The following is a 23,396-nucleotide window of genomic DNA, read 5'->3' as shown; positions in this document are numbered from 1 at the left end:
ATATGGGTTTCGATGTCGACCGGGTTCTGCTTCAGGACCGTGAGCAGCTCATGCATCAGGCAGAGCAGGTCCTGATAGTCCTTCTTCTTCCACTTGGCGCCCTTGAATGCAGCGACGACGTCGCCAAGCGTGTGCTTGATCGTCGTGAAATCGTTCGCCGCAAGGAACGCGCCGGTGGCCGCGCCGCCGATCATCATCATCTCGAACGGCAGAGAGTGCAGGATGATTTCAAGTTTCCCGCCGGCCAGAAGGTAGCCGCCGAACACCATCACCACTGTGACTGCCAAACCTAAAATCGCATTCACTGCCTGTCTCCCTGCTCCGGACCATCTGCCCGGGGCTGTAGTCCCCTAAGCGTCAAAGTTTCGACAATTCCCGTGTAAAAGGTTCAAGGATCGGGGTGTTGAGCTTCAGCGCGCGCTGACGCTTCCAAACCCCCATCTCCGCAACGCCGATCGCGACGCTTCCGTTAACTGTCTCCGCCTGCAGCGTGATCCGCGCCGTATCGGCCTCGGCAAGCGGCAGGATCTGTCCGATCTCGAGCCGGGAACACTGGCCGATCGTCATCTGCAGGCGCTCGAGGACACCGTCGAGCCGGATGGTCGACGTGCGCACGCTGGCGCGCAGGGCGTCCGTATCGCGCGCATTTGACCCGCCGCGCCGGGCACCGGCCTGGTCCTGCGCGGCAAGGGCGTGATGCATGACAAAGTCGTTGTCAAAGACCAGCCACAACCGGCCACGCGTCTCCCCCCGGGCGAAGCCAAAACCGATCATCAGGTAACGATGCACCGGGTCAAACCCGCCCGCCGCGCCTGCATAATCCGACAACGGAGCATGTCCGGGTGTCGGGATATGGCCCTCCAGGCTGGCCGCGAGTGAGCGCCAGAGCGACAGGCCCGGCGCCTCGAACAGGAGCTTGAGGAACAGGGCCGAGGCGCCTTCCATCGGGTCATCACCCTGGGCAAGGCGCACGCCAGCATTCATCGCTGCGCCGGCCGTATCGACGGCCACCGCGCAGAGCCCGGGAGATATTCTTGAATTGAAAACAAGGCTTTGTGACGCCTCAAGCTGTGCCGCAGCGACATTTCCCGGCACAACCTTGCGCACCTCCGGCGCAGGCTTTGCCTCGACACCGTAAGTGTCGAAGATCCAAGCTGCGATCTTGGCCTGCAGCATGTCCCAGAATTCCTGGTACTGAAGGATCGTCGGAGGGATGCCTGCCCCCGCATCGATCTTCTTGCGCAGTACTGAGGACATGACAAACCTTTACGGAACCGGGCGCGCTGTTAACCCTCTAGTGAATTGGCCGGAATTGGTTGAAGAATGGTTATCGGTAAGCCGGTAACCATACGGGAATTCTACGCGGATATTTGAGATCGCTCTGGTAATCCGGGCATCTGAACAGTTCAGGTGGCCCATGAAGTCCGAGCCGGTTGCAGCAGTGCAACCCATCATCATCAAGCGGAAGAAAGTCGTCAAAGGCGGCGGCCACCACGGGGGTGCGTGGAAGGTTGCCTATGCCGACTTCGTGACCGCGATGATGGCGTTCTTCCTGCTGATGTGGCTGCTCAACGCGACTACGGAAGAGCAGCGCAAGGGCCTTGCCGACTATTTCAATCCGACCATTCCGATCAGCCGTATCTCTGGCGGCGGCCCGGACGGCCTCAATGGCTCGTCCATTTTCACCGAGGAAACACTGGCGCGCATGGGCACCGGTGCTTCGCGCGAGCGCAGCGTCGAGTCGCCAGCCACCAGCCAGGCCGAAACCGACGCCAAGAACAAGCAAATCGAACAGAATCTTCAGAGCCTGAAAGAATCGCTTAGCAAGGAAAGCAAGGCGCTGTCCGAGCACCTGCTGATCAAGATGTCGCCGGAAGGCATCGTCCTCGAGCTCGTCGATTCCGAGAGCACGCCCCTCTTCCCCGTCGGGCGCAGCGAGCCGTCCGACCTGCTGGTCGAACTGCTCGGCCTCGTGTCAGGTTCGTTCTCGAACTTCAGCAATGATCTCAAGATCGTCGGCCACACCGACAATCTGAGCTACCGGAACAATGCCATCTACGACAACTGGAACCTCTCGGCCGACCGGGCGAACACGGCCCGGCGCCAGCTGATGCGTGCCGGCATCTCCCCGTCCCGCATCCGCGAAGTCTCCGGCAAGGCCGATACCGATCCGCTGATCCCCGAGCGGCCGTCAGCGGCCCAGAACCGCCGGATCTCGATCACCATCCTGACTGAATAGGCCGTCGCCCTCTTCCCGAATGACCGCACACGGACACTCCGGAAGTGAATCTGTATGAACGCCGGTTATCAGCTTATTTACGAGTTGCTTTCAATTTGCGGAGTATCTGACGCAGGAGCAACCAGATATGAGCATTTCATCCTCCCTGAATGCGGGGGTCATGGGGCTTAACGTCAACTCGACGCGCCTCGCCACCATCTCCGACAACATCGCCAACTCAGCGACCTACGGCTACAAGCGCAGCCTCGTGGACTTCTCCAGCATGGTGCTGCAGCAGCGCACGTCGGCCTATGCCGCCGGCGGTGTGCGCGTCGACACCTTCAAGGATATCGCGGCCACCGGCTCGCTGATCTCAACCGGCAACGCGACGGACATCGCCGTCTCCGGGCGCGGACTTTTTCCGGTTACGGACAATGGCGGCCTGGCCCTCGGGCCGTCGGAGCGTAACCTGATGCTTGCGCCTACGGGCTCCTTCTATGCCGACCAGAACGGTAACCTGCGCACGCAGAGCGGATTGTTCCTGCTTGGTTGGCCGGCTGACTCTGCTGGCGAAATCGGCAATGTCAGCCGCAACAGCGGCGTGAGCCTTCAGCCGGTAAACATCGCCACCTCGCAGTATATCGCCACGCCGACCAGCCGTATCGATCTCGGCATCAACATCCCGGCGGACGCAACTCGCTCCACCTCGACCGCACAGACCTACACGCTGCCGGTCGAATATTTCGACAACCTGGGCCGCGCCCATGTTCTCACCTTTGAGTTCAATCCGGTCATTCCTGCCTCCGGTGCCAGCAATGAGTGGAACGTTCAGATCTTCGACGGCGCCGGCAATCCGTCGACATCCATCGGCGACCTGCAGATCGACTTCCTCGACACGTCTGCAGCTGGCGGCCGCATTGGTTCCGCCGCCGCGTCGAACGGCGCAAGCTACGATCCGGCAACCGGCATTGTGTCGATCAACCTGGTGCATGGCCCGGTTGAGGTCTTCATTGGCCGGCCGAGCGACTCCTCGGGCATTACCCAGCTTGCCGCGCCGTTTGCGCCGACCGCTGTCACGAAGGATGGCGCACCGATCGGTGACCTCCAGGCTGTCGAGATCGACGAGAAGGGCTACCTGCAGGCGATCTACGATACCGGCTTCCGCCGCACGTTGTACCAGATCCCGGTGGGCGATGTTCCGAACATGAACGGCTTGCGCGCCCTTGATGCTCAGGCCTTCTCCGTCTCCGCATCGAGCGGCAACCTGTATCTCTGGGATGCCGGCACCGGCCCGGTGGGCACCATCTCCGGCTTTGCGCTGATGGAATCGACCACCGACATCGCAGCCGAACTGACCGACCTGATCGAGACGCAGCGTGCGTACTCGTCTAATGCCAAAATCGTTCAGACGGTAGATGAAATGCTTCAGGAAACAACGAACCTGAAGCGATAGATCGAAGCGTCCTGAGGGATACGCGACGTGAGCATATCATCCGCCATCAACACCGCCCGGTCCGGCCTTCAGGTTTCCAGCCTGAGGGCCGAGATCGTGGCGACCAACGTCGCCAACGCGACGACGCCGGGATATGTCCGCCGCTCCGTCTCTCTCAGCGAAACAGTCCTCGGCGGAACCACCGCCGGGGTCCGTATCGATGGCATCGCGCGTGCCTATGATGATGCCATCAAGACCCAGCGCCGCGACCTGACCAGCGGCCTGTCGCAGGCCAATGTGATGGCCTCGACCTGGAAATCGATATCCGCCCGGATCGGTGACAAGACGACCGGTGCAGGCCTGTTCAATACCTTTGCGAACTTCCAGACCGCGTTGTCGCGTGCCGCGACCTCACCGGAATCGACATCGAATGCCGCTTCCCTTCTCGATGCCGCCAAAGGTATTGTCCGTGAGCTGAACAGCCTTTCCGACATGGTGCGCACGCAGCGCGCCGAAGCGGACCGCGAGATTTCGGACGGCGTCAATGTCGTCAACAACGCCCTGAAGAAGGTCGAATACCTCAACAAGCAACTCGCCGGTATCGACCGGACCAGCGGGCAGGCCGCCGCCCTGATGGACGAGCGCCAGCGCGTCCTCGACACCATTTCCGAATACCTGCCGATCCAGACGGTCGACCGCGACAGCGGCACCATCGATGTGCTCACGAAAGAAGGCGTCTACCTCGTTGCCGGAAAGGCACGCGAAATCGAGTTTTCTGCCTCATCTGCATTCGGGCCAGGCCAGACCCTCGCCGGTGGGCAATTGTCAGGCCTCACGGTTGACGGCGTGTCGCTGACGCCCGGCACGGATTCCTTTGCGGCCATCTCGGGCGGCATGTTCGGCGCGCTGTTCACGCTTCGCGACACCGATCTTCCCAAGTTCAGCGCGCAGCTGGACACGGTCGCCGCCGACCTGATCGCACGTCTCTCGGACGACAGCATCGACCCCACCAAGACTCCCGGCGAGTATGGTCTGTTTGTTGATCCTGACAGTGCCATCGGTGCCGGCCTTGCGAGCCGCATCTCCATAAACGCTGCCGTGGACCCCGCGCAAGGCGGCGCCCTCTGGCGCCTGCGTGATGGCCTCGGCTCAGGCGCGCCAGGCGATCCGGGCAATTCTTCGATCCTGCAGGGCATGTTTACCGCCTTCACCAGTATGCAGACAATCAATTCAAACGGGATCAGCGGCACTTTCTCGGCGAGCGAACTGGTTGCCCAGCTCTCATCGCTTGCAGGCCAGTCGCGCATTCACCACGAATCGGTTCTCTCCTCCGTCAATGTCCAGCATGCGGTCATGGTCGAATATGAGCAGGCTGAAACGGGCGTCGATATCGACGCACAAATGCAGGAACTGCTGCTGGTCGAGCAGGCCTATGCCGCGAATGCGCGCGTCATCGAAGTCGCCAGCCAGCTGATCAAGATTCTGATGGAGCTCTGAGGTCATGACCATCACCACCACCAGCAGCAACATCATCTCGGCCCAGTTCACGCAGAACATCTCCGATCTGCGCAAGGAACTCACCCGCACCGCCGAAGAGGCAACTACGGGGCGCTGGTCGGACCTGACCGCGCACCTCTCCGGCCGCATCGGCACCGCGATGCTGAGCAAGCAGGCGCTCGACAATCTCACCCTGCAACGCGAAACCCTGAACATCCGCGCGGGGCGTCTCGACGTTGCGCAGCTGAGCCTCAAGACCATTCAGGACCGCGTCCAGGGTATCGATGTTGCGATGCGTGCCGCCATCGGCATCGGCAGCCAGACGGACCAGGCGCTCGCCGCGCGCAATGCGGAAGCAGCGCTCGGCGTTGTCTTCACCTCGCTCAATGTCCGCTTTGGCGAACGCTACCTGTTCTCGGGCGATGCCACGGCGAGCCAGCCGCTCGTCCCCTCATCCACCCTGCTGAGCGATCTGCGCCAGCTGGCGGACGCTTCGGCAACCGGCGCGGACTTCCAGGCAGCGCTCGATACCTATTTCAACACGCCGGGCGGCACCTGGCAGTCTTCGATCTATACCGGTTCGGCCAACACATCCGATCCGGATGCTGTAACGGCGGTGCACCCTGCCCTCACCGAACTCATTCGCGGGCTGGCCGTGATGGCGCTGGCGGCGCCGTCGACCCAGCCAGCGGTGTTCACCCAAGAGCCCGGCATCGTCACACTCGCCGCCGAGACAACCTTCACGGGCCTCGGCTCGCTGACCAGCCTGCGCTCCGATATCGGCGTGACCCAGCAGCGGATCGAATACCAGCTGAAGACGCTCGACATCGAAGAGACAATCTACACCAGCGCCTTCAACGCGCTGACGGCACGCGACCAGTACGAAGCGGCCTCTGCCCTGAAACAACTCGAATCCTCGCTGGAGGCGTCCTACATGCTGACCTCCCGTCTCTCTTCCCTCTCGCTTCTGAATTATCTGAGGTAATCCGATGAAACGGACCCACTGGCTCTTCGCTGCCCTCGCCCTCACGCTTCCGCTGATCGCACCTGCGGCGACTGCGCAGACACGCATCCGGGACATCGTGGATGTCGAAGGCGTGCGCCACAACGACCTCGTGGGCTACGGCATTGTCGTCGGTCTCAATGGTACGGGCGATACGGTCCGCAATTCACCGTTCACGGAGGATTCGCTCACCCACATGCTCGAGCGCCTCGGCGTCAATGTGCAGGGCGAAGAGATCAAGCCGAAGAACGTCGCGGCCGTACTCGTCACCGCCTCCCTGCCCCCGTTCGCGCGCGCCGGCTCTGCCATTGATGTGTCCGTCTCCTCCATTGGTGACGCCTCGAACCTGCAGGGCGGCACCCTGATCCTGACGCCGCTGAAAGGCGCCGACAATGAAGTCTATGCTGTCGCCCAGGGCTCGATCCTTGTCAGCGGGATAGATGTGAAGGCCAAGGCTGCCCGCGAGACGCGCGGCACGCCCACCGGCGGCACGGTGCCGAACGGCGCGCGTGTCGAGCGCGAAGTGAATTTCGACTTCAACCACCGCGACAGCCTGCAGCTCGCCCTGCGCAATCCGGACTTCTCGACCGCCGCGAGGATTGAAGAGACGATCAACGATGCGCTGGGACTGCCCATCGCGTCGATGCGCGATTCCGGCACCATCCAGCTTGATCTGCGCGGCATGCGGGACACTCCGTCGCGCCTGCTCGCAAGCATCGAGAACCTGCCGGTAACGGTCGCCTCCCGGGCACGCATTGTCATCGACGAGAAATCGGGCACGATTGTGCTCGGCGAGGATGTCACCATCTCGCGCGTCGCCATCGCGCAAGGCAATATCTCGATCAAGGTGACCGAATACCCCGTCGCCTCTCAACCGAACCCCTTCGCGAAGGGCGAAACCATCGTATTGCCGCGCTCGGACATCCAGATCACAAATACCGGCAGCAACCAGATCGCGATGCTGCAGCCGAACGTCACGCTGTCCCAGCTGATCGCCGGCCTCAATGCACTCGGTGTCTCACCGCAGGAAATGGCCGATATCATCCGCTCGATGAAGACGGCCGGGGCCATTCACGCGGAACTGGTCATCCGCTGACGGGACAAGGCAGGACAGCGGCGCCGCCCTGCCCTTCCGCATGCAACAGGATTGAGACTCAGGACGGGTAGTCGCTGCCCTTGGCCATGGTGATCAGGCCGCGCCGCTTCATGTCCATGAGCCGGGTCAGGAAGTCGCGTTGCAGCGTATCCGCCTGCTCCTGCGGTACTTCCGGCATATCGTTGATCTGGTCCTTGAACTGCTCGGCCATCCGCGACGAGATATTGCCCAGCAGATAGTCGTTGACCTGCGGATAGGACGTCCGGAGGCTCGCCAGCACCTTGGCGATATCATCGCCCTGAATTTCGCGGAACACGACTGGCACGGAATTGCGCGGCAGGATATCCGGCAGCTCCTCGATCGTGAACAGACCCTTCTGGATGATTGCCAGCTTGCCTTCATGCTGCGCGCGCAGGAAGCTGACGAGACTGTCCCGCTTCTGGTCAGGAATCAGGCTCAGCACTTCCCCGATGGTCTCAAGATAACCATCGCCGGATTGGGCTTCTTCTTCCTTGTTGTTCAGGAATTCCAGCTCGACCATCCGCTCAAGGACGGAATCGATGCTCGGATCGACTTTCGCCGCCTCCACCATATGGCCGAGCGTCGGGCTGACCTTATCATCCGGCAAGAGGCAGAGAATGCTGGATGCAGCCCCGGCGTCCAGCTTGCGCAGGATCAGCGCAATGACGTTCGGCGAGAGCCGACCAAGATACTCGGCCACCTGACGCGGCTCGCGCTGGCGCAGCCGCTCCCAGACATCCGCCGACTCAGGCAGTTCGTCTCCGCTCTCCGTCCCGAACAGCGCGTTGAGGCGCGCCGGATCAACCACGCCCGCCAGAAGCTCGCGCGCCTTGCCCCGCCCCCCGCGCAGCGCGCCGGACGTGGCCCGCAGCTGCGTCAGGAAATCGATCACGATCTCTGCGAGTTCCTCGCGCGCCAGCACGGAAATATGTTCCAGCGCCGTAACCACCTTGGCGAGCGCCGCATCATCCAGCTTCTCGACGATGGGCTTCGCTGCGGCCTCACCGAGCAACGCAATGATCACGGCCGCCCGCTGCGACGGCGTAATCGCGCCGCCGCCCGACCGGCCCATGCGCGCCGGCGCCGCAGAAGCCGGGCGAAGCGGCGTCACATTCGATTTCGGCGCGGTTGTCATACAGCATATCCTCTGAGTACCGCCTCGGTAATCTTCAGCCAGCCATCGGCCAGCACGAAGAAGCCAAGCTTGAACGGCAGCGACACGACCGTCGGCGGCACCATCATCATGCCGACAGCCATCAGCACCGACGCTACCACCAGATCAATTACCATAAACGGAAGGAAAATGACGAAACCGATCTGGAACGCATGCTTGATCTCGCTGAGCATGAAGGAGGTCGCGAGCAGCGAGAACGCAGGCTCCTCCCCGTCCACCACCGGCCGGTTCACGGCGTCGCCCAGAACCATCAGCGCTTCCGGGTCGGTGCGCTGCATCATGAAGGCGCGGAACGGCTCGGTCGTCAGCGTCCAGGCCTGCGCTTCGGTCAGGTTGCCATCCATGTAGGGCGTGATGCCGTTCTGCCATGCCGCCATGAAGACCGGTTCCATCACGAAGAAGGTCAGGAACATGGCAAGCGCCATGATCATCATGTTCGGCGGCGCCTGCTGCACGCCGATCGCCTGCCGCATGAACGAGAAGACGATCACCATGAACGGCAGGCAGGTGACCATCATCGCGATGCCGGGCACGAGGCTCAGCACGGAGACCAGCACGAGGAGCTGGATCACCGAGCTGGACAGGCGCCCGTCGGATCCGGTGATCAGGCCGTCCAGGCCCGCCGGGCCCAGCGCTTCCTGCGCCTGCGCGCCGCCGGCCAGAAGAATGGCCAGCGCGATCAGCAGGATCGTCCGCAGGAAGACGTTCATGTCAGCCAATTCCGTCGCCAGACCGCTCGACAATCTCGATGATCTTGACCGCAATGCCGCCATCGCCAGTCTCGACCAGCTCGCCCTTCGCAATCAGCTTATTGTCGATGGTGAGGTCGACCGGATCATCAATCCGCGCCGTCAGCGGCACGATGGATTCTGGTTGCAGCTCGAGGATTTCGGAAACGCTGAGGCGTTTCTGGCCAATCGACACCGTCACCGTCACCGGCACGCTGTAGATCGACCGCCTGAAGGCGTTGCGTCCGGATGCTTCGCGGCGATCCTGGCCGGCATCATCCGGCGCTTTTTCGGGATTGGCCATTCCTCTACTCCTTGGTCATGGGTTGAGACGGGTTGAGCTGCGCCTGCAGGGTCGCCAGCAGGGCATCAAAATCGAAACTGACGCCGCCGCTCTGCCAGGAAATGTCGGCCTGTCCGGCGCTCTCGCTTCCCGAAGACAGCACGGTGCAGCGATTGGCAAGACCGGGCATGGCCGCGATCCGCGTCTGCAGCTCAGCCGCCAGCGCCTCCCCTGCCCGGATCTCGATCACCGCCGCCGACTGGGGCACCAGCCTCGGCAGGCTGCGCCCGATCTCTTCTGCAAGAAAGCGGCGCGAGAGTTCCGGAAAAAGCTTCGCAGTCATCGTCTGCACGGCCTGCATAGCCTGCGCCTGCGCATCGCGCTCGATCCGGTCAAGCCGCGCGGCAATCGACTTCAGCGCAGCTTCCACCTGTACAAGATCGGCAGGACGCACCGGGGGCGCTTCAGCCGCAATAGCCTGAGAGGGAATATCCTCCCTGGGCGGAGCAATGGACGGCGCGGCGGGACGCGCAAGCGGTGCCTCATCGAGCGGCCGCCGCCAGTTGCCCGGCGGCGTTGCGGAGACAATATCAAATCTCGGCAGGCCCGCGAAAACCGGCTCACTCATTGACAGCGACCTTCTGGTCTTCATTCAGCCATTGCTGGAGCAGCGCGGCGGTCTCGTCCTGGCGCTCCTTGGCATAATCCTTGAGGTAGCTGAACGGATCGGTTTCCGGATTGCCCACCGGCACGCCGCCTGCTGCCCCAGCGGCCACACTCCCTGCACCCGCAGCTGCAGCAGCCGCCTCTTCCTCATCCTGCGGCTTCTGCGACAGGAGCGGGCGCACGACCCCGAAGGCCAGCACGATGACGACAACGCCAAGCAGCAAGGCCTGTAGCCCGGACCAGAAATAGCGCTGGATCAGTTGTTCCATCATGCCCGGTGCCGGTGTCATTTCAGAAGCCGGAATTTCCTGGAAAGGCATGAGCTCGACCGAAATAGCATCGCCGCGATCAATGTTGAGGCCCGCACCGGAGATCACCAACTGCTGCAGGTCCGCGATCAGGGTCTGGCGCAGCGTGGCCGCATCCGCTGCGGCCGGATCAATACCCAGCGCCTGCTCGTTGAGGAGAACGGCAATCGAGATGCGCTCAATCTGACCCGGAAGTTTCTCTGTCTCGCGGCGGGTCTCATTGATCTCGTAACTGATGCTTTCCGAAGATGTTTTCGACGTGTTCGACGACCCGCCCGCCGCCCCGCCCTCTTCCTGTGGCAGGTTGCTGGCCACGGTCAGAGCTCCGGCGCTGCCACTGCCGGTCTGGTTCGTATCGTTGACCGTCCGGTTACGGACGACCCGCGACTGGGGATCAAACGAGACTTCCGAAATTCTCTGCCGCTCGCGGCTGACATCCACCGACACGGAGACCCGCGCATTGCCGTCGCCGACACGGGCGCTCAGGAGACGCAGGATTTTCGCCTCCAGCAGGCTCGCCTGGTCTTCCGCGGCGACAGACGGCTCAGCCAGCCCCTTCTCGACCTTGGGACCGGCAATGATGCCCTTGCTCGGATCAATGACGGCGACGTCTTCCGGCTTCAGGCCGGAGACAGCGAGTGCCACAAGATACTGGATGGCTTCTGCCTGGCTCTGCGACAGTCCGCGTGCGGAGGAAAGCGTGACGGAAGCCGTCTGGGCCGGCTGGGAACGGGCAAAGCCCGAACGCAGGCTCGCGCCGATATGCACGCGGGCCGAGGTAACGCCCGGGATCGCCAGGATGGTCCGCGTCAGCTCGCCTTCCTTGGCGCGCCAGTAGGCGGCGTTGTACATTTCCGAAGTGACGGAGAAGCCATTCACCTCGTCCAGCAGTTCATAGCCCTGCACGGACTGGCGCGGCAGGCCTTCACGGGCGAGCGCAAAGCGCACCTGGTCCCGCTTGCCCTGCGGAATGAAGATGGCGCCGCCTTCGATCTTGTAGGGCGTGCCAGTCTTCTCCAACTCTTCGATGATCTCGCCGGCATATTGCGGCTCGAGCCCGGAATAGAGCAAGGCCATCGGATCCCGGGTTGCGCCCTGGACCATGAAGCTCATGGCCGCGATGATCCCCAGGACGGCTGCCCCAAGCATGATCTGCCGAGACAGGGGCAAACCCTTAAGCGTTTCGATGAATTTCATAAACTATTGGCCCCGGCCGGCGTCGATTCTGCTACAATGGTAAAAATCTGACCCGAAATCGTTAAGGTTATCTTTACTAGAGATTGGTCTAAGCAGCCGTGCGGATGTGGTGACATCGGGGTCAAAATGGCCAAGAAGCCAGACAAACCAAAACCGGAGAAAGCACCGGCAGCAGATGCCGGTGGCGGAGACGCCAAGAAGGGCGGCGGCGGCATGATTGGCCTGCTGATGCTCGGCGCGGCTTCGCTCGCCAGCTCCTTCGGCCTCTTCTACTTCCTGACGCCCGCCCCGGTTGACGCAGCGGCAGCCTGCCCTGCCCCCGAAGTCGTTGCGGAAACTACCACCCCGCTCGCTGCGCCCGGCCAGTCCTATGTCGAACTCAAGGAAATCCTGATCACGGTCGGCAGCACGCCTGCGACCCGGTACCTGAAGATGAACGTTTCGGTCGTCACGGACGCGGCCGGCGCCCAGGCCGTGAAGAATGCCGAACCCATGCTCATCGACGCCTTCAACACCTATCTGCGCGCGCTGGAGCTTGAGGATTTCGAGAATCCCGCCTTTTATTCGAACCTGCGCGAACAACTGGCGCGCCGTTCGGAGCTGGTTCTCGGCAACTCGGTCTCGAAGGGCGTCCTGATCACCGAGTTTCTCCTGAGATAGGCCCAGCCCATGCCCTTCAGCATCGAGCCCACGGACATCGCCATCTTCCTGGTCTCCTCGGCGGCCTGCATCTACTGTTTCGTGCTCAGCAAGCGCCTCAAGGCGCTGCAGAACACCCGCGACGGACTTGGCGCGACGATTACTGCCCTGTCGAACTCCATCTCGCAGATGTCCTCGACCACGCAGGACACCCGCGTGCGCGTTGAATCGATGGCCACCCGGCTTGCCCACCTGATCTCCGAGGCGGAGAAAACCTGCAAGAAGCTGGAGGAGACCATCGCCTCGGTCGACTCCGCCAAGGCTGCCGCGACCGATGAAGTCCAGACAGCGCAGATGGACCTCTATGTCATGATGCGCACCGTGCTCGACCAGTCGAAGGAACGGATCGCAGAGATGACCACTCTCATGCGTCAGATGCGCTCGATGTCGGATGACGCTGCGGCCAGCACGCTGACGCCTGCCGGTGCCCCTGCTCGCTCGCGCACCGTCTGACGCGCGCATCCCGCCGCCCTAAGAATTCGTGAACACGCGAAACCTTTTGGTAACCAACCCCGAAGACATTGCGCTCAGATCCAGACATCTGATCGAAGAATGCGAACAGTCTCATGGCCATCGGTAAGCCCAATACGTCTCACGTCCTCCTGACACTCGGCGTCCTGTTCACGATCGGCGGGGCAACCCGCTTCCTGCCCAACGATCTCGCCTTTGCCGAGAACACCAAGGCTGCACCGGAAACCGACACCGCCGCCGCGCCTGCAAAGACCGATATCAAGGCCGCAACCGACGCCGCCCAGGGCGGCCCTCAGGAAGTCTGCTTCACCACCGAGTCTGCGGCCCTTGTTGCAGAGGACCAGTGGCTGTTCGAATCCCAGAAGGAAGAGCTGAAGCAGGAACAGCTCGCCCTGAAAGCCTGGGAAAAGGAACTCGAAAATCAGACCGTGGAGCTGCAGACCCTTCAGGCGACGCTCGAAGAGCGCTGGAAGGAAATCCAGGCCGCCTCGGACAATGACATCCGCCATCTGGCGCAGATGTATTCGGTGATGAAGCCCGATCAGGCGGCGACCATCTTCAACCAGATGGACCCCTCCTTTGCCGCCGGCTTCCTGCGCCTGATGAATTCCGAGCAGGCAGGCCTGATCCTCGCCAACATGGAATCGAAAAAGGCCTATGTCGTCAGCGTCCGGCTCGCCAGCATGAATGCTGACGTGCGCAACGCCCCGAACAACGGCTGATCCGGCCCCTTTTCCCAGCGATATCTGACCCTACGTCGCGCCTTTCTGGGGCGCGTCATCTGCGTTAGATTCCGCCATGTTCCGGAGGCGGAAGATGGACGCACCCAAAACCTATCTCGGCTGGAAGGTCGACTATACCCAGCCTGCCGGCGCGCCCGCCTTTGCCGGGCCTGACTCCGTTTCCTGGCAGGTGTTCAAGAACCCCGTCGCGCTCGCCATCGGCGGCATCTGCGCCGTGCTGCTGGAATTCGCGGACGCCCGCATCCGCTCCGGCGTCTGGGATCATTCGGTTTTCAAGACCGATCCCATCGGCCGCTCGAAGCGTACCGGCACTGCCGCCATGCTTGGCGTCTATGGTCCGCAGCAGGCCGCCCGCCGCGTCATCCAGGGCGTCACCAACATGCACGCGAAGGTCAGCGGCGAAACGCCGAAGGGCGAAGCCTATCGCGCGCTCGAGCCGGAGCTTCTGGACTGGGTCAGCGCCACGGCAGGTTATGGCTTCCTCGTCGCCTATGACCAGTTCGTCCGTCCCCTGAGCTACGGCGACAAGCTGCGTTTCTTTGCCGAAGGCGAAACCGTCGCCGGTCTCTACGGCGTGCAGGAAAAGCTGCGCTCACTCGAACACTTCGACGAGATGATGCGCCGTCTCCTGCCCCGATTCGAGCCACATCCGATCAACACCGAATTCCTGGACATCATGAAATCCGGCCGCGCCGCGCCCGGCGTGCCCAAGGGGCTGCAATCCTCGCTCGTCAACGCCGCCGTCAGCATCCTTCCGCCGGAGGTGCGCGTACGACTCGGCCTTGGCGCGGACTATGACCTCACCCCCGCAGGCCGCTTCGCCGTCCGCTCCATGGCGCGCATTGCCGAAACCATCCCCGACACATCCGGCCCGCCTGCACAAGCCTGCGAACGCCTTGGCCTTCCGCGCAGTTTCCTCTGGAAAAGCGAGGCCGAACGCGCCCGCATCCTCGCCGCCACACCCCTGCCCACCGCCCAACAGGAAGCCTCGGCATGAACCTCGCTTTCACGCGCGAAGAAGAAACCTTCCGCGAAGAAGTCCGCGACTTCCTCGCCGACAAGCTTACCGCTGACCTGCGCGCTTACGCAAAGCGCATGACCAGCGTCTATTCCACCAAGCCCATCGCGATGGAGTGGCAGCGCATCCTCGTCGCGAAAGGCTGGGCCTGCCCGTCCTGGCCCGTCGAATATGGCGGCACTGGTTGGAGCACCGCGCAGCGCTACATCTTCGACGTTGAAATGGCCCGCGCCGGCGCTCCGCCGCTGTCGCCCATGGGCATCGGCATGTGCGGCCCCGCCCTCATCGGCCACGGCTCGAAGGCGCAGAAGGGTCACTACCTCCCCCGCATCCTGTCGGGTGAAGACTTCTGGTGCCAGGGTTATTCCGAACCCCATGCCGGCTCGGACCTTGCCGCCCTCACCATGTCCGCCATCGATGATGGCGATCATTTCATCTGCAACGGCTCCAAGATCTGGACGACGCACGCCCACGAAGCCAACATGATGTTCTGCCTTGTACGGACGGATGCGAACGGCAAGCCGCAGCAGGGCATCACCTTCCTGCTGATCGACATGGGCCAGCCCGGCGTGCGCGTCGACCCGATCCTGATGCTGTCGGGCGAGCATATCCAGAACGCGGTCTTCTTCACCGATGTGCGGGTGCCGAAAGCGAATGTCGTCGGCAAGATCAACGAAGGCTGGACGGTCGCGAAATACCTGCTCGAGTTCGAACGCGGCGGATCGGCCTATGGCCCGCGCCTGCTCTCGCGGGTGCGCAACCTCCGCCAGATCGCCGCCGAAGAAGGCCTCCTGGACGCTGACTTCGCCCGCAAGCTCTCACAGGCTGAAGCCGAAGCGCAGGCCCTCGAAGCCGCCGAACTCCAGCTCATGTCGGAAATCTCCGGGAGCGGAACACCCGGCCTCAAGGCCTCGATGATGAAGATTCGCGGGACCGAACTCAGCCAGCACCTCACAGAACTCGCGCTCGAACTTGCCGGCGTCTATGCCGCGCCCTTCCAGCCGCACCACACCTCGCCAGGCGGCCCCGTGCCCGGCTTCGAAGGCTTGAACACACCGCGCGTTGGTCCCGAAAGCGCTGTCACGGTCACGCCGAAATATCTCAACGACCGCGCCGGTTCGATCTATGCCGGCTCAAACGAAATCCAGCGCGGCATTCTCTCGAAAGGCCAGCTGGGGCTTTAAAAGCCACCGCCCGTCCTGAACCCGCCGCCACCCCGGCGTCCACCGCCGCCGCTGCTGCGCCCTCCCCCTTTCGGGAAAGACCGGCTGCCGGAGGAAGGCCGCGACGCGCGCTTCGGCGGTCCCGGAAAGATCGGCCCGCTGCCATACCCACCGCCGCGCCGGGTCGTTTCCTCGAACACCTCTTCGAGAATTTCTCCCAGCACACCGCCAATCATGCCGCCCATGATGTCCGGCAGGCCAATCGTCACCTGCCGGCGGCGGCCGCCGAAATCCGGATGTGCCTGCGGCTCGCTGCGGCGCACCGCCCGGCTCAGCTTGCGCAACGCTTCGCGGATATCCGTCTGCCCTCGCGCAAGGTTTGCCAGCATGTCGTCAAAGGCCGCGCGCGAAATGAGCGCATACGGACTATCATAGCGCGCTTCCTTGAACTGGCGGCGCAGGCCTTCCATCACGGCGAGATCATCGCGCAGAATTTTCGGCCGCCGCATCCGGTCGGATGCCTCCAGCTCAAGCGCCATCTCCTCGGCGCGCAACCGCACGAGCGTATCGACGATCCGGTCGTCTTCCAGCTCCACAGTCTCCGCCGCAAGGATGCGCAGGTCCGGAAAGCTCGCCTTGCGCAGCTCTGCAATGAGCAGCGCGCGCGCCTCAACCGCCGGCCCCGCCTCCTCGTTCTGCGCTGCCTCATGCCGCTGCGCCGTTTCGCGGTGACGCTCTTCCGCCTCCGCAATCGCTGCATCGCATGATGCCATCTCCGCTTTGATCGCATCCGCGCCAGACTTCAGCTGCTCAACACCGGCCTCTGCCATCGCGCGCTCTTCCGCCGCCACCAGCGCGGCCTCCGCCTTCTCCTCCAGCCCCGCAACATAGGCCGCATGTTCCGCAATCCGGTCCGGCAGCTCTGTCAGACGCTGATAGTTCAGAAACGCCTGATCATACCGGCAAAGCTTTGCGACCCACCCATCAAGGAAACGCGTGATCGCAGGCGCCTTGTACTCCGACGAGCGGAACTTGCGCTTCCACAGATAGCTGAACAGCGGGTCCTGTTCGTAGGGTGCGCCCTTCTCCTCGCGGTCGGTGCGCGCGAGGAGAAGTTTCTGGTGCGCCCGCTGCGTCACCGCGCGCGCTTCCTCCGCCGCCTCGACGAGCGCCGTATAGGCTTCGCTCTGTTTCAGCGCCGCCTCGGTCTCCGCAACCTTCGCTTCATATGCCGCAACGGCGGCATCATACTGCGCCGCAAGCTCCGTACGCCGATGTTCCTGCTTCGCCACGGCCTCTGCCGCTGCTTCCAGCGCCGCGCGCTCGCTCGCCACAAAGGCCGAATGGCGCTCCGCCAGCGCGCGTGCTGTCTCGCCCGCCCGTCCGAACTCTGCCTTGCTGGAGGCCTGCAGCACATCCAGGCGGATCGCTGCAAGAGCCCGGTAGGCTTCGGCCTGCTCGCCCTGAATGATCGTGCGCCGCGCCTCGATGCCGTCCGCTGCAGACAGCGCCGCCGCCAAAGACGTGCGGATGCGCCCGACCTGCGTATCGAGTTCGGCCAGCGCGTCGCGCCCGTTGATCCAGCTGCTCATCGCGTCACCATTCGAGGATCGCCCCACCCGGCGTATCGACAGTGTACTGAGGGGCAAGATACCCTGCCCGCTTCTGCCCGATCACGGCCTCCTGGATGATCTGGTCATCGCCCTTGTCGGCGGCCACCCGGTTAAACACCTCCTCGCTCACCCGCTGGCCCCAGCGCGTCACGCGCGCTGCGCGGCGGTCTTCCTCACTGCTCACCGGCACGGTCACGAGGCGCCCCGCCGGATCCACCGCCTCGACGATCAGATAGAAATTGCGCGCGCCCGGCACATCGTCCGGAATCCGGAATACGCCGGAGCGTGCCTCGCCCGGCCCATAGACGACACGCACCTCATAGATGGCAGCAAGATCGCCCTGCAATTCCGACAGCCCATCGCGCGCGGCGCGTGCAGCGCCTGCATCCTTCGCCGCGATCGCGCGCTGTCCATCCGCCAGCAGGGCATCCGCCTTCAGCTTCGCGCCTTCTTCCAGCGCGAGCGCCGACACTTCGCCATGCAGGCGCGACAGCTCAGCCGGCAGCGTCTCGGAAAGTTCAACCTGCGCCGCAGCCGCTCGCGCCTTCTCCGGCTGGACCACACCGACCTGCCAGGCGCCGAACAATGCCGCGAGCGAGACAACACCAAACGTCACCGGCGCCATCCACCGGCTGCGCGTGATGTAAATCTTCGCCAGTGTCACACCCAGCGACGGCTTCGGCGGCACATACACGAACCGCTTCTCCTCCAGCGCCTGCACGCCTTCCTTCAGGATACGGTCGGGAACATCAATACCCTGCGCGGCATAGATTTCCTTCAGCCGCGCCAGCAGCGCCGCCTCGCGCGCGCCGGCATCCATCTCGGTCAGGACAAGCTGTTCGCGGTGGCGCAGCGTGTCGACGACATCCATCGCAAGGAGGACATCGTCGAGCTTGCTCGTATCACGGACAGCCGGGACGGCAGTATCGCTCACGGTTTCGGCAGCAGCGCGAGGGCCGCGCCCTCCTCAACCAGTTTCGTCAGTCGGCGCTTGCCATCTTCCACTGCCTCGCGGATCTCCTTCGAGTTTTCCGTGGCGAGCTTGCGCATCTCGGCGATGATCGTCTGTGTACGTTCCTGATAGTTGACGACCGAATCGACCAGCATCTTCACGGACGCCGCCGAAACCGTCGGCCCATAGCCGGCCTTCACGGCGGCCTCCTGCACCTTGCCGCCAATATCGGCCAGCACTTCCAGGCTCTGATCGACGCCCTTCTTCATCGCTTCCAGCGTCTGCGTGGACTCGTGCAGGCCGTGCATGCCGGTAAAGCTCGCCGTCAGCGCCGTCAGCACCACCTCGTTCGTCGAGAAGAAGCTCACGGACTGGGCATACACCCGGTCCTTCGCCGTCGTCGTCTGCACCAGCCGCGCCATCACGACCTCAGACGTATTGTAGCCGATGGTGATATTGTCCGAGAGGTCCTTGGCGATCTGGTAGCGCTTCTCCTCGTTCTGCAACTGGCGCAGCTGCTCATCGCGCGCCAGTTCCAGCCGTGCGCGCTCTGCAGGCTCTTCGCCTGCATACGCAGCCACCGCCGCCACGGCCTCGCCGACGCGCACCTTCGCCGCATCCAGCTTGCCTTCCGCCGCCTTCAGCACTTCCAGCGCCAGCACTTCGGACTGTTTCATCGCCCCGCGGAAATCGAGATAGGCCTCCAGGATCTTCCGCTCCCGGTCGATCTGGTTCGCCGTCTCGTCCTGAACTTCGAGGTAGAGATCCTTGATCTTGCCGAACCGGCTGGCGATATCGCCGCGCGTCATCTTCATCCAGACATTGCCGACCCGCTCCATGGTCGAAATCTTGCCGTCCGCATACTGATCGACCAGCGACTTGGCGTCATCCCGGATAGTGTTGAACGCCTTGGTAATGCCCTCATAGCGCTCGCCGACCGTGATGCCGGAAATCTGCTCGCGCACGACATCATTGAACAGGCTCGCCTGGTCCAGCGTGCGCGCGATGGCCGCCACCTTCTCCGGCTCGAGATCGGAAATCTGCTCCAGCAGCGCCACGATGGGCGCCGCGCCGCTCTTGCCGCCCGGCACGAGGCCAAGCTGTTTCAGCCCGCCCATCGCCTTGTCCAGATACTGAAGCGCCGTCGGGCTCTTGGTCACTGCTGCCATGATCGAAATCTCCCTTGCCACCCGCGAGGCCTGCGGACGTTGCGATATAGGTAGCAACGGCGCGCCGCTGCACAAGAGAGATTTTATCGAAAAACGACGAATATTTCCCGGACCAGCCCCGCCCTGTCAGTCTCCGGACTCCGCCGCTGGCCTGAGGTGCGGCGGCAGCTTCTCTATGTAAGTCGCGCGTTCAAGCGCCTCCAGCGGTTCCAGCTGCGCCCGGAAGAGCGCATACGCCTCATTCATCTGCGCACAGGACTGGAAACCAGATGCGGGCAGCGCAAGGCTCAGATGCTCCTGCAAGGCTTGCACAGTGTCCTCATCCAGCCAGCCAGGCGGGTTTGCCGGGTCAATACCCGAAACGTAGCCTGCAAACTGCAGGGCATGGGCCTGCTCGGCGCCCTCGGTGCACTCGCGCATCAGCGCATGCAACGCGGTCTCCGCCGCGTCCTCTGGAAACATCAGCACAGTCACCCGGTAGAGCGCCGATGCCGGCCGCCCGCCCTGAATGAAGGCGGCGGTCGCAAAAGCTTCTGCCCTGCCCGGCGCCGAAGCCTGCACCCGCGCCGCATCCCGGAATACCCCGCCCATCGGCATGGCAACTATCGTCCGCTTCTCCTTAAGCCCCGGCAGCGCAAAGCGCCCGTCCGGCCCCGTCACGACAGACGCAATCGCGTCAACGCCCCCGAAGCGCACTTCGGCGCCCTCCACCGGCGCGCCCGTTTCCGCATCGATCACAACCCCGCCCGTCTCCGGCGCCACCACAAACTCGCGCCGCGTAACGCAAGCGGTCAGGTAAAGGCAGGCGACGCCCAGCGCGAACGTTTTCAGTATGAGGCGCGACATGCGGGGCTCCGTTCCGGTTTTCGGAACGCTAACGGCTGAGAGCCTCAAATCAAGAAAAAGCTGGAAATGGTGGGCGGTACAAGGTTCGAACTTGTGACCCCTACGATGTCAACGCAAAACACTGCTGGGTGATAAAAACCGACCAAGCCAGATTACGCCCGTAATTTACTGTAAAATATAGACTTTAAAAATAGTGGCCACTACGGTAAAAGGGCATTACGACCGACCAGACCCGGCCATTTTTGTTGGAATTTTGCTGGGTGGAAATATAGTAGTGGGATTTAACCGTAAGGGTCATTAGCGTAGTGGTCACTCCTAGAAACTTCTCCCGAAAAAACTCAATGTTTTCAGTCCAAGTTTTTCGGAGTTTCGTGGTCACTTTTGAAGTTTCGTAGGGGTCACTATAGCGTCTTTCAGACCGTTTTGGCGAGATCTTTCAGCAAAGCTGCCGACTAAAAACCTCATAAAATCAATGGGTCTATTCTCGGGTCCCAAAAAAGGAGCAAAAAGTGCCCATTCGCAACTCCGTTCGCCTCACTCAGAGCTCGGTGAACAGCGCCGGCGCACTCGGAAAAAAGAAGGCGCGCTATTGGGATGACCGGGTGCCCGGTCTTGTCCTGACCGTGTCCCATACCGGCTCCAAGGGCTACTTTGTCGTCTACCGCGACGCCGACGGACGACAACGTGAACCGCTTATCGGCGATGCAAAGATTCTCACGCTGGATCAGGCACGTAACAAGGCCATGGAGATGTTGGCCTCGATACAGCTCTCCGGCGTAGACCCAACAACCGAGCGCCGCACCGCTCGCCAAGCCGCAAGCGAGCGGCGGGAAAACACCGTGGCGCGGGTCTGGTCGATCTACTTTTCAGAAGTTCAGCTTCGCCGTGCCAAAAGCCGGAACGATCTGGAAGCAGGTTATTTCAAGCGGCATATCGAACCCGCCTTCGGCAATCGGCCGGTTGCGAACCTGACGACGAGTGAGCTGAGCACTTTCCTCCGCTCGCTCGCACAGACGAGCGGGCCGGGGGCCGCAAACACAACTCTTGAGATTTTGCGCCGCCTGCTCGGCTTCGCGGCAGAACAGGGCATGCTTGGCATCAATCCGGCGCAACCGATCAAACCCTTTCCAAAGGTCAGCCGGGAGCGCGTTGGCACTCCCGAGGAACTAGCGAAAACTTGGAAGGCCCTGACCGGTCTTCGTCACGGCGGGCGTTCCGACGGTCTTACGTCCACGCTGGCGATCCAGATCGCCATACTCACGCTGCAACGGCGCGGCGAGGTTTGCGGTATCCATTGGAGAGAAATCGACTGGGACAACAGGGTGTGGACCATTCCGGGTCCGCGCACCAAGAACAAGAAAGGACCACACTCTGTGCCGCTGTCTGACGCGGCGGTGGATCTTCTTCGTTTTGCATTTGCCGGGCGCGGTGACGGCTACGCGTTTCCAGGGCGAGATGGCGAGCCGATCGAACCGCATGTTGTGACACGCTACTTCGCGCGACTGACCGAGTCGCTCAAGATCCCGGACCTGACCCTGCATGACATGCGCCGAACGGGCGCAACCATGATGACATCGGAACGCCTCAACGTGATGGGAGAGATCGTCAGCCGTATCCTCAATCATACCCCGCCGGGGCCCGCGATCACGCAAGTCTATAACCGAAACACCTACTTGCCTCAGAAGCGCGCGGCGCTCGATGCCTGGGCGGTCGAAGTGGCGCGGCTGGCCAAAGCCATGAAGTAGATCGTCAGATGGCGGCGCGGGAGCTTTCAGCCTGTCCGCCGCCGGCCCCTCATAATTCGCCATCATCGCTCCAGCCCCTTCCCGGCCGACCGCGCACGAGACCTCTCCTGAGCTTCGCGCTGGAGACGCTGCTGCTCGAGAAGCCGTTTGCGGATATCGAGATGCAGCTCCATGGCTTTTTAGCCGGTCCTGCCAGTCCGGCTCGAAGGTCAGGACGCCGCGCTTCGTTTCTGCGGCGAGCCGCATGCCGGCGAGTTCGCGCGCGCGGGCCCGAAGGGCGCGGCTGACGGCGCGGTCGCCGTTTGGGGACGCAAGCCGGCTAACCCGGACGCTGCCCTCTTCCGGCAACTGGTCTGCAATCATGCGGTCGAGCCTCGTCGGCGCGTGGCGCATCACTTCTCGATCCAGCGCCTCTCGAGCCTGATCGCGCGTACGGGCACCCAGCCATTCGGTTGCGACATCCCGGGCAATGTTCCGGAACCCATGCCGGATGAAGTCTTTCGGAATGACGAGGTCCTGGCCGTTGGCGCGGCGCCCGCGCAGGATGATGTGGGTATGCGAATGACCCGTATCATGATGGTCGGCCGCGACCCAGGAGAGACGCGAGCCAAGTTGGACTTCGGCCCGCGCCATCACTTCCCGCGTGTAGGCTGGCAGGTCTCCGATTTCATCACCGCGTTCGGCTGAAAGGATAAGCCGGAAATGGCGCTTGTCGGACTTTGCCCATTCGGCGGCGCGGGCGCCGCCATCAACGCCTTCATGCTCCCGGTCGTAAAACGCGCGGCGCTCTTGTTCGCCTCTCGCGAGATAGTTTGCATGCGCTCGCGCTTCGCTCTGTCCCGTCTCGCGCTCCTCGGAAACCGGCCCGTCCGTAGTCGGCATATCTCGGTCTTCCGGCCTTGCCGCGTCACGCGCGACATAGCGGGCGTGGGCCGCAAGCGCGCCGCCGCCACCGCCTGCATGATTGAAGTAGTGGATCTTGATGACGGCCTGCTGGCGCAGATCAGGCGCATACACTGCTCCTGGCCCGCCTCCCTGACGGCCGGCTTCGTTGGCGCGGCCCGGTCGCACCGACGGCGCTTTCGTCCCGCTGCCGCCCCCCTGCCCTGAACGCCGCCCTCGGCCGATCTCTCCTTCGAGCAGCTCCCGGTCCGCACGCGAAAGCTGGCGCTGACCTCGCCTGCCGAAAGTGTCGCCCCGGTTCGCCGATGACGCGAGCCGTGAGGAGATGAGTAACTGGTCCAGACTGCGTGTCGGCACGGCTCAAGCGTCTCCATTCGAGGAAAAAGCTCCGCTGGCGGATGGACTAAACTCACAGGTCGCCGCGCGACCTGTGGGCCATGCCATGACCTGC

Annotated in this window: 24 protein-coding genes and 1 tRNA gene; 13 read left to right on the top strand and 12 right to left on the bottom strand. The window is 62.9% G+C overall.

The window, feature by feature from the left end; all coding sequences use genetic code 11:
• Both ACK4TE_RS14210 and ACK4TE_RS14205 read right to left on the bottom strand, forming a co-directional pair.
• A partial coding sequence (locus tag ACK4TE_RS14210) for a motility-associated protein (RefSeq protein WP_409912191.1) occupies positions 1-305 on the bottom strand: 305 nt, incomplete at its 3' end.
• 52 nt (positions 306-357) lie between these two features.
• Positions 358-1,257, bottom strand: a complete 900-nt coding sequence (locus ACK4TE_RS14205) for a hypothetical protein (RefSeq protein WP_409912190.1) — start codon at positions 1,255-1,257, stop codon at positions 358-360.
• 160 nt (positions 1,258-1,417) lie between these two features.
• Between ACK4TE_RS14205 and ACK4TE_RS14200 the strand changes: the two genes are divergently transcribed.
• The 5 genes from ACK4TE_RS14200 (at position 1,418) to ACK4TE_RS14180 (ending at position 7,246) form a co-directional block, all read left to right on the top strand.
• Positions 1,418-2,239 carry a flagellar motor protein MotB gene (locus ACK4TE_RS14200; RefSeq protein ID WP_409912189.1) on the top strand — a complete coding sequence of 274 codons (822 nt, stop codon included), beginning with the start codon at positions 1,418-1,420 and terminating at the stop codon, positions 2,237-2,239.
• Positions 2,240-2,366: 127 nt separating this feature from the next.
• The gene (locus ACK4TE_RS14195; protein ID WP_409912188.1) at positions 2,367-3,671 is read left to right on the top strand and encodes a flagellar hook protein FlgE; all 1,305 of its coding nucleotides are present in this window, start codon (positions 2,367-2,369) and stop codon (positions 3,669-3,671) included.
• A gap of 27 nt (positions 3,672-3,698) precedes the next feature.
• Entirely contained in the window at positions 3,699-5,147 is a 1,449-nt protein-coding gene (flgK, locus tag ACK4TE_RS14190; RefSeq protein ID WP_409912187.1) for a flagellar hook-associated protein FlgK, read from the top strand.
• Positions 5,148-5,151: 4 nt separating this feature from the next.
• A complete protein-coding gene (locus ACK4TE_RS14185; protein WP_409912186.1) occupies positions 5,152-6,132 on the top strand; it encodes a flagellin in 981 nt (326 codons plus the stop codon).
• A 4-nt stretch (positions 6,133-6,136) separates the two neighbouring features.
• Positions 6,137-7,246 (top strand): flagellar basal body P-ring protein FlgI, encoded by a 1,110-nt coding sequence (locus tag ACK4TE_RS14180; RefSeq protein WP_409912185.1) that lies wholly within the window; start codon positions 6,137-6,139, stop codon positions 7,244-7,246.
• Between the two features lie 58 nt (positions 7,247-7,304).
• On the opposite strand, the gene ACK4TE_RS14175 is transcribed toward ACK4TE_RS14180, so the two are convergent.
• The 5 genes from ACK4TE_RS14175 to fliF are packed head-to-tail and all read right to left on the bottom strand — an operon-like array spanning position 7,305 to position 11,623.
• On the bottom strand, positions 7,305-8,402 hold the full coding sequence (locus tag ACK4TE_RS14175; RefSeq protein ID WP_409912184.1) for a FliG C-terminal domain-containing protein: 1,098 nt from the start codon (positions 8,400-8,402) through the stop codon (positions 7,305-7,307).
• The gene (locus ACK4TE_RS14170) at positions 8,399-9,151 is read right to left on the bottom strand and encodes a flagellar type III secretion system pore protein FliP (protein WP_409912183.1); all 753 of its coding nucleotides are present in this window, start codon (positions 9,149-9,151) and stop codon (positions 8,399-8,401) included. The genes ACK4TE_RS14175 and ACK4TE_RS14170 overlap by 4 nt, the downstream gene beginning before the upstream one ends.
• A 1-nt stretch (position 9,152) precedes the next feature.
• Positions 9,153-9,473, bottom strand: coding sequence for a FliM/FliN family flagellar motor switch protein (locus ACK4TE_RS14165; RefSeq protein WP_409912182.1), 321 nt, complete (start codon positions 9,471-9,473; stop codon positions 9,153-9,155).
• A 4-nt stretch (positions 9,474-9,477) separates the two neighbouring features.
• Positions 9,478-10,080, bottom strand: a complete 603-nt coding sequence (locus tag ACK4TE_RS14160) for a hypothetical protein (protein ID WP_409912181.1) — start codon at positions 10,078-10,080, stop codon at positions 9,478-9,480.
• On the bottom strand, positions 10,073-11,623 hold the full coding sequence (fliF, locus tag ACK4TE_RS14155; protein WP_409912180.1) for a flagellar basal-body MS-ring/collar protein FliF: 1,551 nt from the start codon (positions 11,621-11,623) through the stop codon (positions 10,073-10,075). Before fliF ends, ACK4TE_RS14160 begins: the two co-directional genes overlap by 8 nt.
• Before the next feature lie 126 nt (positions 11,624-11,749).
• Between fliF and fliL the strand changes: the two genes are divergently transcribed.
• The 5 genes from fliL (at position 11,750) to ACK4TE_RS14130 (ending at position 15,738) form a co-directional block, all read left to right on the top strand.
• Positions 11,750-12,283: a flagellar basal body-associated protein FliL gene (fliL, locus tag ACK4TE_RS14150; RefSeq protein ID WP_409912179.1), complete on the top strand. Its 534-nt coding sequence runs from the start codon at positions 11,750-11,752 to the stop codon at positions 12,281-12,283.
• A 9-nt stretch (positions 12,284-12,292) separates the two neighbouring features.
• Positions 12,293-12,775: a DUF6468 domain-containing protein gene (locus ACK4TE_RS14145; RefSeq protein WP_409912178.1), complete on the top strand. Its 483-nt coding sequence runs from the start codon at positions 12,293-12,295 to the stop codon at positions 12,773-12,775.
• Between the two features lie 113 nt (positions 12,776-12,888).
• On the top strand, positions 12,889-13,515 hold the full coding sequence (locus tag ACK4TE_RS14140) for a MotE family protein (RefSeq protein WP_409912177.1): 627 nt from the start codon (positions 12,889-12,891) through the stop codon (positions 13,513-13,515).
• A gap of 94 nt (positions 13,516-13,609) precedes the next feature.
• Positions 13,610-14,533, top strand: coding sequence for an oxygenase MpaB family protein (locus ACK4TE_RS14135; RefSeq protein ID WP_409912176.1), 924 nt, complete (start codon positions 13,610-13,612; stop codon positions 14,531-14,533).
• Positions 14,530-15,738, top strand: a complete 1,209-nt coding sequence (locus ACK4TE_RS14130) for an acyl-CoA dehydrogenase family protein (RefSeq protein WP_409912175.1) — start codon at positions 14,530-14,532, stop codon at positions 15,736-15,738. Before ACK4TE_RS14135 ends, ACK4TE_RS14130 begins: the two co-directional genes overlap by 4 nt.
• On the opposite strand, the gene ACK4TE_RS14125 is transcribed toward ACK4TE_RS14130, so the two are convergent.
• From ACK4TE_RS14125 to ACK4TE_RS14105, 5 genes are all read right to left on the bottom strand, one after another.
• Complete coding sequence (locus ACK4TE_RS14125) at positions 15,735-17,309, bottom strand: hypothetical protein (RefSeq protein WP_409912174.1); 1,575 nt, start codon at positions 17,307-17,309, stop codon at positions 15,735-15,737. The genes ACK4TE_RS14130 and ACK4TE_RS14125 overlap by 4 nt on opposite strands.
• Before the next feature lie 4 nt (positions 17,310-17,313).
• On the bottom strand, positions 17,314-18,264 hold the full coding sequence (locus ACK4TE_RS14120) for a DUF6384 family protein (RefSeq protein ID WP_409912173.1): 951 nt from the start codon (positions 18,262-18,264) through the stop codon (positions 17,314-17,316).
• Positions 18,261-19,451: a cell surface protein gene (locus ACK4TE_RS14115; protein ID WP_409912172.1), complete on the bottom strand. Its 1,191-nt coding sequence runs from the start codon at positions 19,449-19,451 to the stop codon at positions 18,261-18,263. Before ACK4TE_RS14115 ends, ACK4TE_RS14120 begins: the two co-directional genes overlap by 4 nt.
• 126 nt (positions 19,452-19,577) lie before the next feature.
• Positions 19,578-20,297 (bottom strand): carboxypeptidase-like regulatory domain-containing protein, encoded by a 720-nt coding sequence (locus ACK4TE_RS14110; protein WP_409912171.1) that lies wholly within the window; start codon positions 20,295-20,297, stop codon positions 19,578-19,580.
• A gap of 67 nt (positions 20,298-20,364) precedes the next feature.
• Positions 20,365-20,441, bottom strand: a tRNA-Ser gene (locus ACK4TE_RS14105).
• A gap of 365 nt (positions 20,442-20,806) precedes the next feature.
• Here ACK4TE_RS14105 and ACK4TE_RS14100 point away from each other — a divergent pair.
• The 3 genes from ACK4TE_RS14100 (at position 20,807) to ACK4TE_RS14090 (ending at position 23,152) form a co-directional block, all read left to right on the top strand.
• Entirely contained in the window at positions 20,807-22,042 is a 1,236-nt protein-coding gene (locus ACK4TE_RS14100) for a tyrosine-type recombinase/integrase (RefSeq protein ID WP_409912170.1), read from the top strand.
• A 483-nt stretch (positions 22,043-22,525) separates the two neighbouring features.
• Positions 22,526-22,729 carry a hypothetical protein gene (locus ACK4TE_RS14095; RefSeq protein WP_409912169.1) on the top strand — a complete coding sequence of 68 codons (204 nt, stop codon included), beginning with the start codon at positions 22,526-22,528 and terminating at the stop codon, positions 22,727-22,729.
• 15 nt (positions 22,730-22,744) lie between these two features.
• Entirely contained in the window at positions 22,745-23,152 is a 408-nt protein-coding gene (locus ACK4TE_RS14090) for a hypothetical protein (protein ID WP_409912168.1), read from the top strand.
• The last annotated feature ends 244 nt before the right edge of the window (positions 23,153-23,396 follow it).

It is taken from the genome of Hyphomonas sp. (genome assembly GCF_046313975.1).
Lineage (GTDB): Bacteria > Pseudomonadota > Alphaproteobacteria > Caulobacterales > Hyphomonadaceae > Hyphomonas.
The sequence above is the reverse complement of the archived record's forward strand: the minus strand, read 5'-3'. Positions and strand labels throughout refer to the sequence as shown.